This is a genomic window from Salmonella sp. HY31 (genome assembly GCF_042604575.1).
GTDB classification, from domain to species: domain Bacteria; phylum Pseudomonadota; class Gammaproteobacteria; order Enterobacterales; family Enterobacteriaceae; genus Salmonella; species Salmonella diarizonae.
On sequence record NZ_CP170479.1, the window covers coordinates 1,823,315 to 1,838,171 of the forward strand.

17 protein-coding genes, 1 tRNA gene and 1 pseudogene are annotated in these 14,857 nt (G+C 48.2%); 11 read left to right on the forward strand and 8 right to left on the reverse strand.

Going from position 1 to position 14,857, the window contains the following annotated elements:
• Positions 1-203: 203 nt before the first annotated feature.
• Positions 204-1,100 carry a hypothetical protein gene (locus ACE15A_RS08455; RefSeq protein WP_206541415.1) on the forward strand — a complete coding sequence of 299 codons (897 nt, stop codon included), beginning with the start codon at positions 204-206 and terminating at the stop codon, positions 1,098-1,100.
• A 54-nt stretch (positions 1,101-1,154) separates the two neighbouring features.
• On the opposite strand, the gene ACE15A_RS08460 is transcribed toward ACE15A_RS08455, so the two are convergent.
• The 3 genes and pseudogenes from ACE15A_RS08460 to ACE15A_RS08470 form a co-directional block, all read right to left on the reverse strand.
• The gene (locus ACE15A_RS08460) at positions 1,155-2,243 is read right to left on the reverse strand and encodes a tyrosine-type recombinase/integrase (RefSeq protein ID WP_255135956.1); all 1,089 of its coding nucleotides are present in this window, start codon (positions 2,241-2,243) and stop codon (positions 1,155-1,157) included.
• Positions 2,137-2,906, reverse strand: a pseudogene (locus tag ACE15A_RS08465) (IS4 family transposase); the annotation flags it as partial. The gene ACE15A_RS08460 and the pseudogene ACE15A_RS08465, both read right to left, overlap by 107 nt.
• A 324-nt stretch (positions 2,907-3,230) precedes the next feature.
• Positions 3,231-3,318: transfer RNA gene (locus ACE15A_RS08470), tRNA-Ser, on the reverse strand.
• 235 nt (positions 3,319-3,553) lie between these two features.
• Here ACE15A_RS08470 and ghrA point away from each other — a divergent pair.
• The 4 genes from ghrA to ACE15A_RS08490 all read left to right on the forward strand — a co-directional run bounded on the left by ghrA (position 3,554) and on the right by ACE15A_RS08490 (position 6,475).
• Positions 3,554-4,492, forward strand: coding sequence for a glyoxylate/hydroxypyruvate reductase GhrA (ghrA, locus tag ACE15A_RS08475; protein WP_023246028.1), 939 nt, complete (start codon positions 3,554-3,556; stop codon positions 4,490-4,492).
• A gap of 84 nt (positions 4,493-4,576) precedes the next feature.
• Positions 4,577-5,314 (forward strand): phosphatase, encoded by a 738-nt coding sequence (locus tag ACE15A_RS08480; RefSeq protein WP_023246029.1) that lies wholly within the window; start codon positions 4,577-4,579, stop codon positions 5,312-5,314.
• A 23-nt stretch (positions 5,315-5,337) separates the two neighbouring features.
• Complete coding sequence (locus tag ACE15A_RS08485) at positions 5,338-5,892, forward strand: molecular chaperone (RefSeq protein ID WP_053509555.1); 555 nt, start codon at positions 5,338-5,340, stop codon at positions 5,890-5,892.
• Between the two features lie 100 nt (positions 5,893-5,992).
• Positions 5,993-6,475, forward strand: coding sequence for a DUF1097 domain-containing protein (locus ACE15A_RS08490; RefSeq protein ID WP_053509553.1), 483 nt, complete (start codon positions 5,993-5,995; stop codon positions 6,473-6,475).
• A gap of 38 nt (positions 6,476-6,513) precedes the next feature.
• On the opposite strand, the gene csgG is transcribed toward ACE15A_RS08490, so the two are convergent.
• The 4 genes from csgG to csgD are packed head-to-tail and all read right to left on the reverse strand — an operon-like array spanning position 6,514 to position 8,867.
• Positions 6,514-7,347: a curli production assembly/transport protein CsgG gene (csgG, locus tag ACE15A_RS08495; RefSeq protein WP_023246032.1), complete on the reverse strand. Its 834-nt coding sequence runs from the start codon at positions 7,345-7,347 to the stop codon at positions 6,514-6,516.
• Positions 7,348-7,373: 26 nt separating this feature from the next.
• A complete protein-coding gene (gene csgF / locus ACE15A_RS08500) occupies positions 7,374-7,790 on the reverse strand; it encodes a curli production assembly/transport protein CsgF (protein ID WP_023246033.1) in 417 nt (138 codons plus the stop codon).
• Positions 7,791-7,816: 26 nt separating this feature from the next.
• A complete protein-coding gene (csgE, locus tag ACE15A_RS08505; protein ID WP_023246034.1) occupies positions 7,817-8,212 on the reverse strand; it encodes a curli production assembly/transport protein CsgE in 396 nt (131 codons plus the stop codon).
• 4 nt (positions 8,213-8,216) lie between these two features.
• Positions 8,217-8,867 (reverse strand): biofilm master transcriptional regulator CsgD, encoded by a 651-nt coding sequence (gene csgD, locus ACE15A_RS08510; protein ID WP_129382400.1) that lies wholly within the window; start codon positions 8,865-8,867, stop codon positions 8,217-8,219.
• A gap of 760 nt (positions 8,868-9,627) precedes the next feature.
• Here csgD and csgB point away from each other — a divergent pair.
• From csgB to ACE15A_RS08540, 6 genes are all read left to right on the forward strand, one after another.
• Entirely contained in the window at positions 9,628-10,083 is a 456-nt protein-coding gene (gene csgB, locus ACE15A_RS08515) for a curli minor subunit CsgB (RefSeq protein ID WP_053509550.1), read from the forward strand.
• Positions 10,084-10,125: 42 nt separating this feature from the next.
• Positions 10,126-10,581, forward strand: coding sequence for a curli major subunit CsgA (gene csgA, locus ACE15A_RS08520; protein ID WP_000771416.1), 456 nt, complete (start codon positions 10,126-10,128; stop codon positions 10,579-10,581).
• A 60-nt stretch (positions 10,582-10,641) separates the two neighbouring features.
• Entirely contained in the window at positions 10,642-10,968 is a 327-nt protein-coding gene (gene csgC, locus ACE15A_RS08525) for a curli assembly chaperone CsgC (RefSeq protein WP_053509548.1), read from the forward strand.
• Positions 10,969-11,099: 131 nt separating this feature from the next.
• Positions 11,100-11,420 (forward strand): type 1 fimbrial protein, encoded by a 321-nt coding sequence (locus ACE15A_RS08530; protein WP_023246038.1) that lies wholly within the window; start codon positions 11,100-11,102, stop codon positions 11,418-11,420.
• Between the two features lie 85 nt (positions 11,421-11,505).
• A complete protein-coding gene (ymdB, locus tag ACE15A_RS08535; RefSeq protein WP_053509546.1) occupies positions 11,506-12,045 on the forward strand; it encodes an O-acetyl-ADP-ribose deacetylase in 540 nt (179 codons plus the stop codon).
• Positions 11,981-13,468, forward strand: a complete 1,488-nt coding sequence (locus ACE15A_RS08540; RefSeq protein WP_023246040.1) for a phospholipase D family protein — start codon at positions 11,981-11,983, stop codon at positions 13,466-13,468. The genes ymdB and ACE15A_RS08540 overlap by 65 nt, the downstream gene beginning before the upstream one ends.
• Positions 13,469-13,484: 16 nt before the next feature.
• On the opposite strand, the gene mdoC is transcribed toward ACE15A_RS08540, so the two are convergent.
• Positions 13,485-14,639, reverse strand: a complete 1,155-nt coding sequence (mdoC, locus tag ACE15A_RS08545; RefSeq protein ID WP_053509544.1) for a glucans biosynthesis protein MdoC — start codon at positions 14,637-14,639, stop codon at positions 13,485-13,487.
• Positions 14,640-14,857: the final 218 nt, after the last annotated feature.

Sequence of the window (14,857 nt, forward strand, 5' to 3'; positions counted from 1 at the left end):
GGGAGGATTCCGCGTCGTCATTCAATTTGGTTCAGTACACAACGAGAGCGTTGCTCCCGGATATATTGCTGGTTAAAGGAGTGGATTATTATATGGGATGGAAAGGCACCATTCGTTCATTACAGGCGACTTCCCGGCGAATTGAACGTGATGCAGAAAAGCGCAGACGCGAACTGTAAAAGCAGCAAAAAGCGTATGCCCGGATGGCCGAACTGGAGCAGGCTGAATATGAAGTTGACGTCTGGAATAATTATATTGATGTATTGCAGTCGGTGCATAAAGGATGCGGAGATCCTGTTGACTGGCTGTCAATAGCCCGGGCTGATGCCCCTGTGCAGCCTGTTTTTTTCGGTAGCAAAGAAGCGCAGGCCAGACAGGCTGTGCAAAACTACCGCCCCGGTTTTTTGTCCCGATTGCTGAAGATCGACAGGAAGAAAAAACAGAAACTGAATGAAGCCGTTGACGTCGCGAAAAAGGACGACCAGGATAACTTTGATTCACTCTATCAGCAGTGGCAGCAGGATTCTGCAGATCATGAACAGCAGACCGGAATTGCCACTGGCATTCTGGATGGCGAGCCTCGGGCCAGAATAAATGCTATTGAGTTTTTCGCTCCGTTTGATGAACTCAGTGAATTGGGGTCATCGATCCACTTCTGTATTGATGAGATATCCGGGGTGTTGCTGGTGACGTTGCATGTTCATGGTGGACATGTCATCCCCACTGAAATTAAATCATTACTGAAAAGCGGGAAACTGTCTGTAAAGAAAATGCCGGTCGGTAAACGGAATGAATTACTTCAGGATTATATCTGTAGTTGTGTTTTGCGGGTGGCCCGCGAGTTACTTAACCTGCTCCCTGATGACATGGTGATTGTAACTGCTGTGGATGAATTGCTGAATACTGCAACGGGCTATCCGGAAGAGTTACCTATTCTTAGTGTGGCTGTAACCAGGCAGGTACTGGATCGTCTGAATATGGATGCCATTGATCCTTCTGATTCAATGAATAATTTTGTTCATAATATGAACTTTAAAAAAACGACAGGATTCCGTGCCGTGCCGGAACTGAATCCCGGGCAATTCGTGAGCCGATCGTGAATGGTTTCTTTGCCCCTGAACGGGGCAAAGAACGACCAGACTTTGGGGGGCATGTTACGAGGCCTCCTTAAGGTTGCCTGCATACTGGTAAGGTGACACATACAGATCCATGCTTGCATCCAGATAATCCGCCCACCACTGCATCATAGCGATCCGCTCCTCCAGATATTTTGCCTTATGAATATAGGCGGCACGGACGCTGTTTCTTTCCTGGTGACTCATTTGCTTTTCAATCGCTTCTTTGCTCCACCGTCCCGACTCACTCAGCGCACTGCACGCCATCGCCCGGAAGCCGTGACCGCAGATCTCTTTTCTGGTGTCGTAGCCCATCACGCGCAATGCTTTGTTGATGGTGTTGTCGCTCATGCACTTGTCCTGGTCGTATTCGCCGGGGAAAATAAACGCCAGATGCCCGGAGAGCGCTTCAGTTTGTTTCAGGATCGCCATCGCCTGCTCAGACAATGGAACAATGTGCTGCGTTTTCATCTTTGTACCACGATGAGATAAGCGCACGTTTTCGATCTGCTCCCGTTCTACCGGGATTATCCAGAGCTTCTGCTGCCAGTCGATCTCACTCCAGCGGGCAAAGCGCAGTTCGCTGGAGCGCACAAAGAACAGCAGCGACAGCTTAAGCGCATACCGTGTCAGCAGCCTGCCGGAGTAGTTATCCGTCCGGGATAATAATTCTGGTAGTTTCTCAAGCGGCAGGGCCGGGTAATGCTGTGTTTCCGGCGGCGTAAATTCACCGTCCAGATCCAGAGCGGGGTTTGATTTGATTAGCTGCTTTTTCACCGCATAACGCATGATCCCGGTGACGTAATTTTTCAGCCGCGCGGTGATCTCCAGAAAGCCTTTGTTCTCCACTTTGCGCAGGGTAAACAGCAGATCCTCTGTGACGATTTGATCGATGTATTTGTCCCCGATATCCGGGAATACATACATTTCCAGCCTGCGCCGGATGTTCGTCGCATAGTGTTCAGACCAGCGGCGGTGATCGGCATGCCAGTTCATGGCGATCTGGCGGAATGTCTGTCCGTTTTTCTTTTTCTGTCGTTGGGCTGGATAATCGCCCTCTGGAACGCTGGTTTTTACGTCCTCTGGTTTCCCTTTTATGAAGATAAAAATGGCCTGAACACCGGGCATATTCCGCCCGGGCAAGCCATCCTGCTCCCGGATATTCCGGGCTTGCTTTACCCCGAACATCCGTTATTTTCAGCCATCTTTCGCCATCATGCAGCAGACAGAATTGAACCGTTCCCCTTATGCGGCCAATAAAGTCCCACCCCAGTGATTTTATGTGCCGAAACCATGCACTCTGAAACCCCGCATCTGTAATAAGTATGACTTTTGCTTTGGGATTTACGCACCGGTGAAGTTCATCGAGAAATTCTTTTTGTATCAGCGAATTATTTTGCTTTGCTGAAGGTACAAGCCGACTAAGCAGAGGGATTGAACGCCCATCACAGATAAGACTGGCACGAAGGATGTGATATTCCTGGACGGGTAACCGCTCCAGTCGACAGCGATAACACACCAGGAAAACTGGCGAGTAAGGAGTGATGTAATATTACGGAATATCAACGGGATATCCTCATGCAAAGAGGTATTACCTGACAGGCGGTCAACGCGTTTTATCCTGTTTTTGACTTGTGCTGAACCAGGAAGGTAGCGACCGATGCTTGTCAGAGTAAGTGATGCACCACGGGTCAAAGCCACGGTAGCATCAAGAAGAGCATTCTGACGATATTGATGAAACGGGCTCAGAGCGCCACGGAAAAATTTCTGGCATAATGTTCGGGCAGGCATAGAGGTGATCTCATTGAATTTGTTAGCGCAATCAGTAGATCACAAAACTCTATGCCTGTCTTTTTTTCTGGGGATTCCTCAGCCTCTAGGGTGGCTTTAGGTGAAAAAAAAGCCCGTACTTTCGTACGAGCTCTTTCTTTAAGATGGCGGTGAGGGGGGGATTGACTCGCTGCGCTCGCCCTGCGGGCAGTCTCCTCGCAGGCTCGTCGTCTGTCCAACTGGCTGCGCCAGTTGTCGAACCCCGGTCGGGTGTTCTCATCCCCCCGATAAGGTGACTTAATGAGAAAAAAAGCCCGTACTTTCGTACGAGCTCTTTCTTTAAGATGGCGGTGAGGGGGGGATTCGAACCCCCGATACGTTGCCGTATACACACTTTCCAGGCGTGCTCCTTCAGCCACTCGGACACCTCACCAAATTGTCGCTCCAGCATTACTGGAACGGGCGCTAATGTAGGGAAATATCCTTTCTACGTCAATCAACTTTTTTTAAAAAAAACGCGTTTATACAAACTTCCACCAATCTGTGGCTTTAATAAGCGAAAACTGCTTTTTTTGCCCGCGCCGGGAAATTTGCTATGCTGCACATCCCGTTGAAAACGCTGACAACAGGCGCAATCACATTCCGCACAATACTGCTCAGGAGATAACATGGAGATAATTTTTTATCACCCGACATTTAACGCCGCCTGGTGGGTGAATGCGCTGGAGAAGGTCCTCCCTCATGCGCGCGTTCGTGAATGGAAGGCCGGTGATAACAACCCCGCAGACTATGCGCTTGTATGGCAGCCCCCGGTTGAAATGCTGGCCGGAAGACGGTTAAAAGCCGTCTTTGCGCTGGGCGCGGGGGTGGATTCAATTCTGAGTAAATTAAATGCGCATCCGGAAATGCTGGATGCCTCCATTCCTCTATTCCGCCTGGAAGATACCGGTATGGGCCTGCAAATGCAGGAATATGCCGTCAGCCAGGTATTACACTGGTTCCGTCGTTTCGATGATTATCAGTCGCTGAAAAATCAGGCGATATGGAAACCGTTGCCGGAATATACCCGCGAGGAATTTAGCGTCGGTATCATGGGCGCAGGGGTACTGGGCTCAAAAGTGGCAGAAAGTCTACAGGTGTGGGGGTTCCCGTTACGTTGCTGGAGTCGTAGCCGCAAATCCTGGCCTGGCGTGGAAAGTTATGCTGGGCGTGAAGAACTGCGCGCTTTCCTGAACCAGACTCGGGTGCTGATTAACCTGCTGCCGAATACGGCCCAAACGGTGGGAATTATCAATAGCGAATTGTTGGATCAATTGCCGGATGGCGCTTACGTGCTGAATCTCGCGCGCGGTGTTCATGTTCAGGAGACGGATTTGCTTGCCGCGCTTGATAGCGGCAAGCTAAAAGGCGCGATGTTGGATGTCTTTAGCCAGGAACCGTTACCGCAGGAAAGCCCATTATGGCACCATCCGCGAGTCGCCATGACGCCGCATATTGCGGCAGTAACCCGTCCGGCAGAAGCCATCGATTATATTGCCCGCACCATTACCCAGCTGGCGAAGGGGGAGTTGGTGACGGGGCAAGTGGACCGGGCGAGAGGATACTGACATCAACCCGGCGTGGGCCGGGTTTCGCTAAAAAACGCTGGCGATACCTGCTATCCTTGTCGGAAATGACTACAGGAGAGAGCAATGTATCCCGTTGATCTGCACATGCATACCGTCGCCAGCACTCATGCCTACAGTACGCTGAGCGATTATATCGCGGAAGCCAAACGCAAAGGTATTAAACTTTTTGCGATTACCGATCATGGTCCGGACATGGAAGATGCGCCGCATCACTGGCATTTTATTAACATGCGCATCTGGCCGCGTCTGGTTGACGGCGTGGGGATACTGCGTGGTATTGAGGCGAATATCAAGAATATTAACGGTGAAATTGATTGTTCCGGAAAGATGTTCGACTCGCTGGATCTGATTATCGCAGGCTTTCATGAGCCCGTTTTTGCGCCGCATGATAAAGAAACCAATACCCAGGCAATGATCGCAACCATCGCCAACGGCAAGGTGCATATTATTAGCCACCCCGGAAATCCAAAGTATCCCGTGGATGTTAATGCCATCGCGCAGGCGGCGGCGAAACACCATGTAGCGCTGGAAATCAACAACTCTTCTTTTCTGCATTCGCGTAAAGGAAGCGAAGATAATTGCCGTGCGGTCGCTGCCGCCGTACGCGATGCGGGAGGCTGGGTAGCGTTAGGCTCTGATTCCCATACGGCCTTTACGCTTGGCGATTTCACCGAGTGCCGGAAAATTCTGGATGCGGTGAACTTCCCGGAAGATCGAATCCTGAACGTCTCGCCGCAGCGCTTACTGGCCTTTCTCGAATCACGCGGTATGGCGCCTGTACCGGAATTTGCCGAACTTTAATCGTTATTTACGGGAAGATATCAATGAATGAGTTTTCAATCCTGTGCCGTGTGCTGGGATCGTTGTATTACCGCCAACCGCAAGATCCTTTACTGGTTCCGCTGTTTACGTTAATCCGTGAAGGTAAGCTGGCGGCAAACTGGCCGCTGGAGCAGGATGACATGCTGGCGCGTTTACAGAAAAGCTGTGATATCACGCAGATTTCCACCGATTACAACGCGTTATTTGTCGGGGAAGAGTGCGCGGTACCGCCATACCGCAGCGCGTGGATCGAAGGCGCGGAAGAGTCTGAGGTGCGCGCTTTTTTAACGTCGCGAGGGATGCCGCTGGGCGATACGCCTGCCGATCACATTGGCACTTTATTGCTCGCTGCCTCCTGGCTGGAAGAACAGTCTGCCGAAGATGAAAGTGAAGCGCTGGAAACCTTATTTGCCGATTATTTGCTTCCCTGGTGCAATACCTTCCTTGGTAAAGTTGAAGCTCATGCCGTTACGCCATTCTGGCGCACCCTGGCGCCACTAACGCGTGATGCGATAGGGGTCATGTGGGATGAACTTCAGGAAGAAGATGAAGAGTAATGTGATGTTAATCACTTTAAACTGTAACTCGTTTTATTAAATTGCATAAAATGTGTGCGCGATCTCATTAATTGGGCGCTTTTCTGCTATGATGCGCACCATGAACATACTTCTTTCTATTGCTATCACGACGGGCATCCTTTCTGGAATATGGGGATGGGTGGCCGTCTCCCTGGGGTTGCTAAGCTGGGCCGGTTTTTTAGGCTGTACGGCTTATTTCGCCTGTCCGCAGGGCGGCTTTAAGGGATTGTTGATTTCCGCCTGTACTCTGTTAAGCGGTATGGTGTGGGCGCTGGTCATTATTCACGGCAGCGCGCTGGCGCCGCATCTGGAAATTGTCAGTTACGTGTTGACGGGGGGCGTGGCATTCCTGATGTGTATCCAGGCAAAGCAGCTATTGCTTTCTTTTGTACCGGGAACATTTATCGGCGCCTGTGCGACATTTGCAGGACAGGGTGACTGGCGGTTGGTGTTACCGTCGCTGGCGCTGGGGCTAATCTTTGGCTATGCCATGAAAAATAGTGGGCTATGGCTGGCATCACGTCGCGAGCAACATTCAGCGCATACGGCGGTCACAAAATAAAAAAGCATGGGGTTCTTCCCCACGCTTTTTCGTATTCATCAGGATTCTGGTGGCACTGACAGCTCACGGTATTTTACCAGAATATCATTTTGCCTGTCCGCTTTATTCTGCAAATCCCACAGTCCGCGATCGATACCATCGTTAATGAGGAAGATAACGCCGGTTTCAATGGCTGACATTAGACACAGCATCACCGGTTCGTTCGAGGTGTAGCCGATTTCGCCTTCCAGTAAGCGCTGGTAATCAATAAAGCGGAACACGCCAGCCTGTACTTCATAGGAAAGGATGGTTTTACTGGTATTCACCGAAGAAAGGATTTCGCCCGTGCTGACGTTAACCACGCGCAGATTGACAGCAATCTGATCCAACTGATATTGCGTATCAGCGCCAATACCGAAATATCTTGCGCCGGCCCCGCCGGATTTGACGTTGCTTTCATAACCAATAATAGAACCCTCCACCATAATATTTGCCGCCGTCAGCGACTGAAGCGGGATACGGTTATTCATCGCCACGGTACCGTTTTCCTGGGCTGCGCGAATGATTTTTCGTTCATTCAAAAGATTCTGTAAGCCCTGTCGTTCCAGTGGGATAAACCAGCGCGAATCTTTCAGCGCGGTAACCAACATAGCAGTTGCGCTCTGCGGCACAGCCGTGGAAAAGTTACTTGCCGGGTAAGGTTTAAATTGGCCCGTTTCATCCTGAATGTTATATACCGAAACAAAGATCTTACCGGTGGGTACAGGCAAGTGCGTCAAATCTTTGTAACTTTGTGCGCGGGGCATTAATGTCGGTTTCGCAGCTTGTTTAGGCGGGGCAGTTAAGCATCCACTCAACAATAAAACGGCAACCAAAATAAGTAAGCGCGGCATGATTTATATCCTTTAGTGACTGTAGCTTAAAAATCGGTTGACTGAGTTTGTAAACCTGACACTTCGATAGTCGAGGTTCTTCCCGTTTTTCTGTCCGTGACGTTGAGCTGGAGCTGTCCGTCGCGATTAGCGATATCGATAATAAAATCGTTGGTCACCATACGTCCTGGTTTCCCGGTATTAATATTGGTCAACAAGCCGCCCAGAATTTGTGATTGAATAGCCTGCGTAAAGTTATCCAACGCTGAGGGGGTTTCGATACCAAAATCGTCATCATAATTGGGGTCTTTATATGAATTTTGCGCCTGGGCGCTATTCAATAAAAAGGAGCCGTTATTGGGATTACCGCCAAAGTTAGGATTACGGAACTGGAACGTCATATTTCCGGCCCAGGTTAATGGCGAAAAAAGCATGAGCAGCACTACTGCATGTTTAATACGCATGACAGCCTCCGGATAAAAATCATGTTTTAGAATTCATCACGCGCTAAATCACTCGTACTTAATAGCGTTTGATCTATTTGTCGGCGATTTAATGCTTCCTCTGTTTGCGCTAATGCGAAGACTACGGTTTTCTCGAAGTCTCTTTTCATTGGAAATAAAAAGGTCTGGAAAATAACGCTCTGATTTACCGTTATGGTGATCCAGCTTCCCCAACGCGCACTGGGTCTTTCATTAATGGTCAGATTACCGGTGTACTCGCTTTCCCATTTGTCGCTGAATGCACGATAGAAATCATGTCCTATCGAAGAGACGGTATGGTCGGTTAATAATCCGGGAACCTCGACCTCAACTTCATTGGCATACAGGTTTCCGGTAGCGAACAGTAACTCTGCTGCTACCATCCAGCTCAGATAGCGTTTCATGGCCTTACCGCCTGAGATTATCGTTTGCCCATGAAACTGCCTGGGTACGATTCTTGACAGCTATCTTTTTGAAAAGATTATAAAGATGTGTCTTAACCGTATTCTCGCTGATAAATAGCGACCTGGCGATTTCATTATTAGATGCGCCAATACGTAACTTATTGAGGATCTCTTTTTCACGATGGGTCAGTAATGCTGACTCGGTACTGTTGTAGCGGTAATTCCCTGAGTGTGTAATCAGGTAACTGGCTAATTTTTGTGAAAAATAGCACTCGCCTCGCAGAATTCCCTGTAATCCGCTGACCACGTGTTCCTGGTCTTCGGCGGCGTAAACCACGCCGTTAATATGAGGCCAGTTTTCAATTTCACGGTAGGGGTAATCGTCAGGGGTATTTAACAATAATGTTTTTATATTATTGTTTTTCCGACTTAAATTATCCTGCCAATAGTGGATAAGCTTCTTATCCGCTTCCATCATATCCATTAAAACAATACAACCAGCAGAAATATCTTCCAGAGAACGTTGAATATTATGCAGTTTTCCGGCTAAGGCCAGCGATTGTTTTAAATGTTGCAATAATGCCGTAGCTTGCAGGGATGGCTTTGTGATCAACAATAGTGTATGACCATGACTACTATGGACTTCATTAAACATGATGAAACTCCACTTTTTTAATCGCACATCTGACAGTTGCCCCCATAAAATAAAGGCACCAGAAGTACTGACAGATGTTGCACTGCTGTGGGTTGAAATAGCCCATCGTCCAGAAAGAGAAAAATATTTGAGAAAATACTTTTAACTGTTTTCAATCTAGCCATTACAAATCTTAAAGCAAGTGTTAAACTTGTAACAGAATGTAAAAATATATATTAAAATATTGTTTTTGGGTTTTTTTGAAGTTTAGATTTGATAGTAAAGTTGTACATTTTGCTGTTATTGCATAGATTTGAAAAATCATACAAATTATATTAATATATTGATTTAAAATGATTTTTATTATTATTCATCACGTCTTGATTTTATTTTTTCTTAAAATTCGAGATGCTGCATTAACCTGGACAACACAAAGGCAAAAAAAACGAAGTGTGTCACGTCTTGTACGAATTGCCCTCCCGGGGAAGCATAAGAGCACCTTCAGGGCGGCGTAACATATAACAACACTTCATGTTTTTGTTTCGCGATACACTATCTTCTGCGGCCAAAAATTAATTATAAATAATCATGTAATTATCATCTTATTAGCACTTTGGTATGAGCTTAAATAAAAAAATACCACTCGTGGGTGAGTTATTAAAAATGTTTCCACGGACATACTCTTCATCGTAACGACGCGCTAACAAGAAATGCATGTCGTTAACAATCTGTAAGGCTATAGATAAATTTTGCTATGTACGACCAGGTCCAGGGTGACAGCATGAAAAACAAATTGTTATTTATGATGTTGACAATACTGGGTGCGCCTGGGATTGCAACCGCGACTAATTATGATCTGGCTCGCTCAGAATATAATTTTGTGGTAAATGAATTAAGTAAGTCTTCATTTAATCAGGCAGCCATTATTGGTCAAGTCGGCACGGATAATAGTGCCAGGGTACGCCAGGAAGGTTCAAAACTATTGTCCGTTATTTCACAAGAAGGAGGGAATAACCGGGCGAGAGTCGACCAGGCAGGGAATTATAACTTTGCATATATTGAACAGACAGGCAATGCCAACGATGCCAGTATATCGCAAAGCGCTTACGGTAATAGTGCGGCCATTATCCAGAAAGGTTCTGGAAATAAAGCCAATATTACTCAACACGGTACGCAGAAAACAGCAGTTGTAGTACAGAAACAGTCGCATATGGCTATTCGCGTCACCCAACGCTAATACCGTTACGACTTTTAAAATCAATCCGATGGGGGTTTTACCATGAAACTTTTAAAAGTGGCAGCATTCGCAGCAATCGTAGTTTCTGGCAGTGCTCTGGCAGGCGTCGTTCCACAATGGGGCGGCGGCGGTAATCATAACGGCGGCGGCAATAGTTCCGGCCCGGATTCAACGTTGAGCATCTATCAGTACGGTTCTGCTAACGCTGCGCTTGCTCTGCAAAGCGATGCCCGTAAATCTGAAACGACCATTACCCAGAGCGGTTATGGTAACGGTGCCGATGTGGGCCAGGGTGCAGATAATAGTACCATTGAACTGACTCAGAATGGTTTCAGAAACAATGCCACCATCGATCAGTGGAACGCTAAAAACTCCGATATTACTGTTGGTCAATACGGCGGTAATAACGCTGCGCTGGTTAATCAGACCGCATCTGATTCCAGCGTAATGGTGCGTCAGGTTGGTTTTGGCAACAACGCTACGGCTAACCAGTATTAATTTAGCGTCAGAGCTAATAAAAAACAGGGCGTAAGCCCTGTTTTTTTTGGGGAGGAAATTATGCATACCTTATTGCTTCTTGCCACACTTTCAAATCAGATTACTTTTACCACGACCCAGCAAGGTGATATTTACACGGTAATCCCCCTGGTAACATTAAACGAACCCTGCGTCTGTCAGGTGCAAATTCTCTCTGTGCGTGACGGGGCTGGGGGACAAAGCCATACACAGCAAAAACAGACGCTATCTTTACCTGCTAATCAACCGATTGAGTTGTCTCGACTTAGTGTAAATATCTCTTCAGAGGACTCGGTTAAAATTATTGTTACTGTTTCAGACGGACAATCGCTGCATTTATCACAACAATGGCCGCCTTCTGCACAGTAGTTTTTTGATGGTAGCGGAAATAGATGGGCTGGCCTGGGTATAAAAAGACGATAAAAGCGTTTCATCGTCTCGGCATGGCGCTAAAGAGTAACGCCGAACCCTCGAGGATGACTAATCATTGAGGAGTTAACATGTCCGTAATAAAGAAAAATATCCCGGGTGTAAGCCTGTGCATTTGCGCTTTTTTTACTCATTCTGCGATGGGGCAACAAACGGTACAGGGGGGCGTTATCCATTTTCACGGCGCTATTGTTGAGCCATCGTGCGATGTTTATACTCACGCCGAAAATATTGATTTAACCTGCCTACGCGAAGGTAAAAAGCAAGTACACAGGATTGACCTTCGGCAGGCGCCTGCTTTGCCGCGGGATATTCAGTCTATTGCGACGGTGCGGCTTCATTACCTCAATGCGCAAAAAAGTCTGGCGGTTATGAATATTGAATACCGTTAACGGCTGCGTCATAGGTATAAAAAGAGCGACTCTGTTGAAAGCCCTGCTGTACACTTTGCAGATAAGGTGAGACAAAGGGGGGACTATGACATCACGTCTTCAGGTCATACAGGGTGATATCACTCAACTTAGTGTCGATGCGATTGTCAACGCCGCTAACCCGTCATTAATGGGAGGCGGCGGCGTAGACGGCGCTATTCATCGCGCGGCGGGACCTGCATTGCTGGACGCCTGTAAACAAATCCGCCAGCAACAGGGCGAATGTCCGACAGGACATGCGGTTATCACGCCTGCCGGCAAGCTTTCTGTAAAGGCAGTTATTCATACGGTGGGGCCCGTCTGGCGAGGCGGCGAACACCAGGAGGCTGAGTTACTCGAAGAGGCATACCGGAATTGTTTGCTGCTTGCCGAGGCGAATCGCTATCGTTCTATCGCTTTTCCGGCAATTAGCACCGGCGTTTATGGCTATCCTCGCGCCCAGGCTGCTGAAATCGCCGTCAGGACGGTTTCAGATTTTATTACCCGTTACGCTCTGCCTGAACAGGTATACTTTGTCTGTTATGATGAAGAAACTGCCCGGCTTTACGCAAGATTACTTACTCAGCAAGGCGACGACCCTGCCTGATAAAACACGCCTGGAGCGTGCCGTTGAACCGCTATGTGCGCGCCATCCTGGAAAGTGCGGCATTCTCGCTCTGGATAACAGTCTGGATGCGTTTGCCGCCCGCTACCGCCTGACCGAAATGGCGGCGCGGACGCTGGATGTGCAGTACTATATTTGGGAAGACGATATGTCCGGGCGGCTGCTCTTTTCGGTACTGTTGTCGGCGGCGAAACGCGGCGTTCATGTTCGTCTGTTGCTGGATGATAACAATACGCCCGGTCTTGATGATACGTTACGGTTGCTGGATAGCCATCCCAACATCGAAGTTCGTCTGTTTAATCCTTTCTCTTTTCGTACACTACGCGCGCTGGGATATTTGACGGATTTTGCGCGGCTTAATCGGCGAATGCACAATAAAAGTTACACTGCCGACGGCGTAGTGACGCTGGTCGGTGGGCGCAACATCGGCGATGCCTATTTCGGCGCTGGCGAGGAGCCGCTATTTTCCGATCTGGACGTGATGGCAATTGGCCCCGTGGTCAACGATGTCGCCAATGATTTTGAACGTTACTGGCGTTGTAGTTCAGTATCGACATTACAGCAAGTGCTATCCCTTTCTGAGCAGGAACTGACGCAGCGTATCGAACTTCCCGAGTCCTGGTATAATGATGAAATCACCCGCCGCTATCTGCATAAGCTGGAAACCAGTCAGTTTATGGCGGATTTGGATCGTGGAACGTTGCCGCTGATTTGGGCAAAAACCCGGTTGCTGAGCGACGACCCTTCTAAAGGCGAGGGGAAAGCGCAGCGCCATTCACTTCTTCCACAGCGATTATTTGACGTGATGGGCTCGCCGACGGAGCGTATCGACATTATTTCCGCTTACTTTGTCCCTACGCGCGCAGGCGTAGCGCAGTTGCTTAATCTGGTCAGGAAAGGCGTGAAGATCGCCATCTTGACTAACTCCCTGGCGGCAAACGATGTGGCGGTTGTTCACGCGGGGTACGCGCGCTGGCGAAAGAAGTTACTGCGCTATGGCGTGGAGCTCTACGAACTGAAACCGACCCGCGAGCATGAAACCGTCGTACATGATCGCGGACTCACCGGGAACTCAGGGTCCAGCTTACATGCTAAAACGTTCAGCATTGATGGTAGTAAGGTGTTTATCGGGTCGCTTAATTTTGATCCCCGTTCAACGCTTTTAAATACCGAAATGGGTTTTGTAATTGAAAGTGAAACGCTGGCGACGCTCATCCATAAGCGTTTTACGCAGAGCCAACGTGATGCGGCCTGGCAACTCCGGCTGGATCGCTGGGGAAGAATTAACTGGATCGATCGTCAGCAAGAAGAGGAAAAGGTGTTAAAGAAAGAACCCGCTACACGTTTCTGGCAGCGGGTTTTGGTACGGTTGGCGGCAATTTTACCTGTTGAATGGCTGCTTTGAGCCGGCGTGCGGAAAACTACCCGATCGTAGCGTGGCTTTCTCGTCTTACAGGCGGTTTACCTGAAAAGAGAAATTTCAGAAGCGGGATGCGTAAATGAATTTCGTACAGAATTAACGCAATACCAATGACAAATATCAGCCCGCACAAGAACCCTATCAGGTTGGAAGAGATATGCGGCGTAATATACGCGCCAAAGAAAAGCGTTAAGGGATGATGCACCAGATAGATAAACAGTGAAGCGTTCACGAAATAGGTTACACGCGCGGACTGGAAGTTTAACAAGCGATGTCCCAGTGAAAATACCACGTTCACCATCCACAGCCCCATTACCATCGTAATCACGGATTCGGTTTCGTACATCCAGGCGTCGCCGCTCCCATAACGTTGATTCAGTAAATAAGCGATAAAAGCAGTAGCAGCGCCTAAAGAGCATCCGCGTGATGGCGTGGTGAAGCGCGCTTTCAGCTCGGGGTGAATGAAGGCCAACGCGCCGAGAATAAAGAAGGGCACATAAAATAGCGTTTGCATCACAATAAAATTGAACATGCCGTCACTGAGGATAGCCGGATACACGATGAAAATAGTGCGCCTGATGGCGGCGTAACCCACTCCCAGCAGGAAAAAAATAAGCGAAAGTTTGGCCAGTGAAATGGCGGCGGGACGAGGCTTGCTTGTTTTCTGCCTTTTTTGGAACCAGGTAAAAATTCCGATACTGACTGTCGTTAATATCACCAGTACCAGTAAAAACCACAGATGTGAAATGAGCTCCCACGCTAGCGTATTATATTTTTCATAAGCAGAGAGCATATGCCAGTTCTCTGTTTTTCCTTTGACAAATTGCAACATGATAAATTGCGGCAAGGTAAGCAAAGGGATCGCGGTAAGCATGGGAATACCCACACGCTCTACCCGTACTTTCCACCAACGTTTTAACGGGTAACGTAAAAATAGCATGTACGAAAAATAACCGGAAATAACAAAAAACACCTGCATACGAAAAGAGTGGATAAAATCGTTAAACAGGGTTAGCCACCAGGATGGCGAGGCGCTATTGACATGCCAACTGTGAGTGGAATAGATCAACGAGATATGAAAGGGAATCCCTAACAACATCAACCATGCGCGGATAGAGTCAAGAAAATATTCACGCGGCGCGGGTACAGAGCTCATATAAGGTCACGTATTCTCAGATTGTTCACCTTATCCATAAGGCGAATTATGGTTACATTCGGTGGCAACCCTACACCAACTCCGACAACCTGTCTCCAGGATAAGCACGCAAAGTGAAAACAGGCGCGAGAGGTGCTTAATCCATGAGCCAGCGTGCTGAACAAAGCCTGGATTCAGTTGTCGTAATGCCTGATTATCCATTAAAATGGATCGGATCG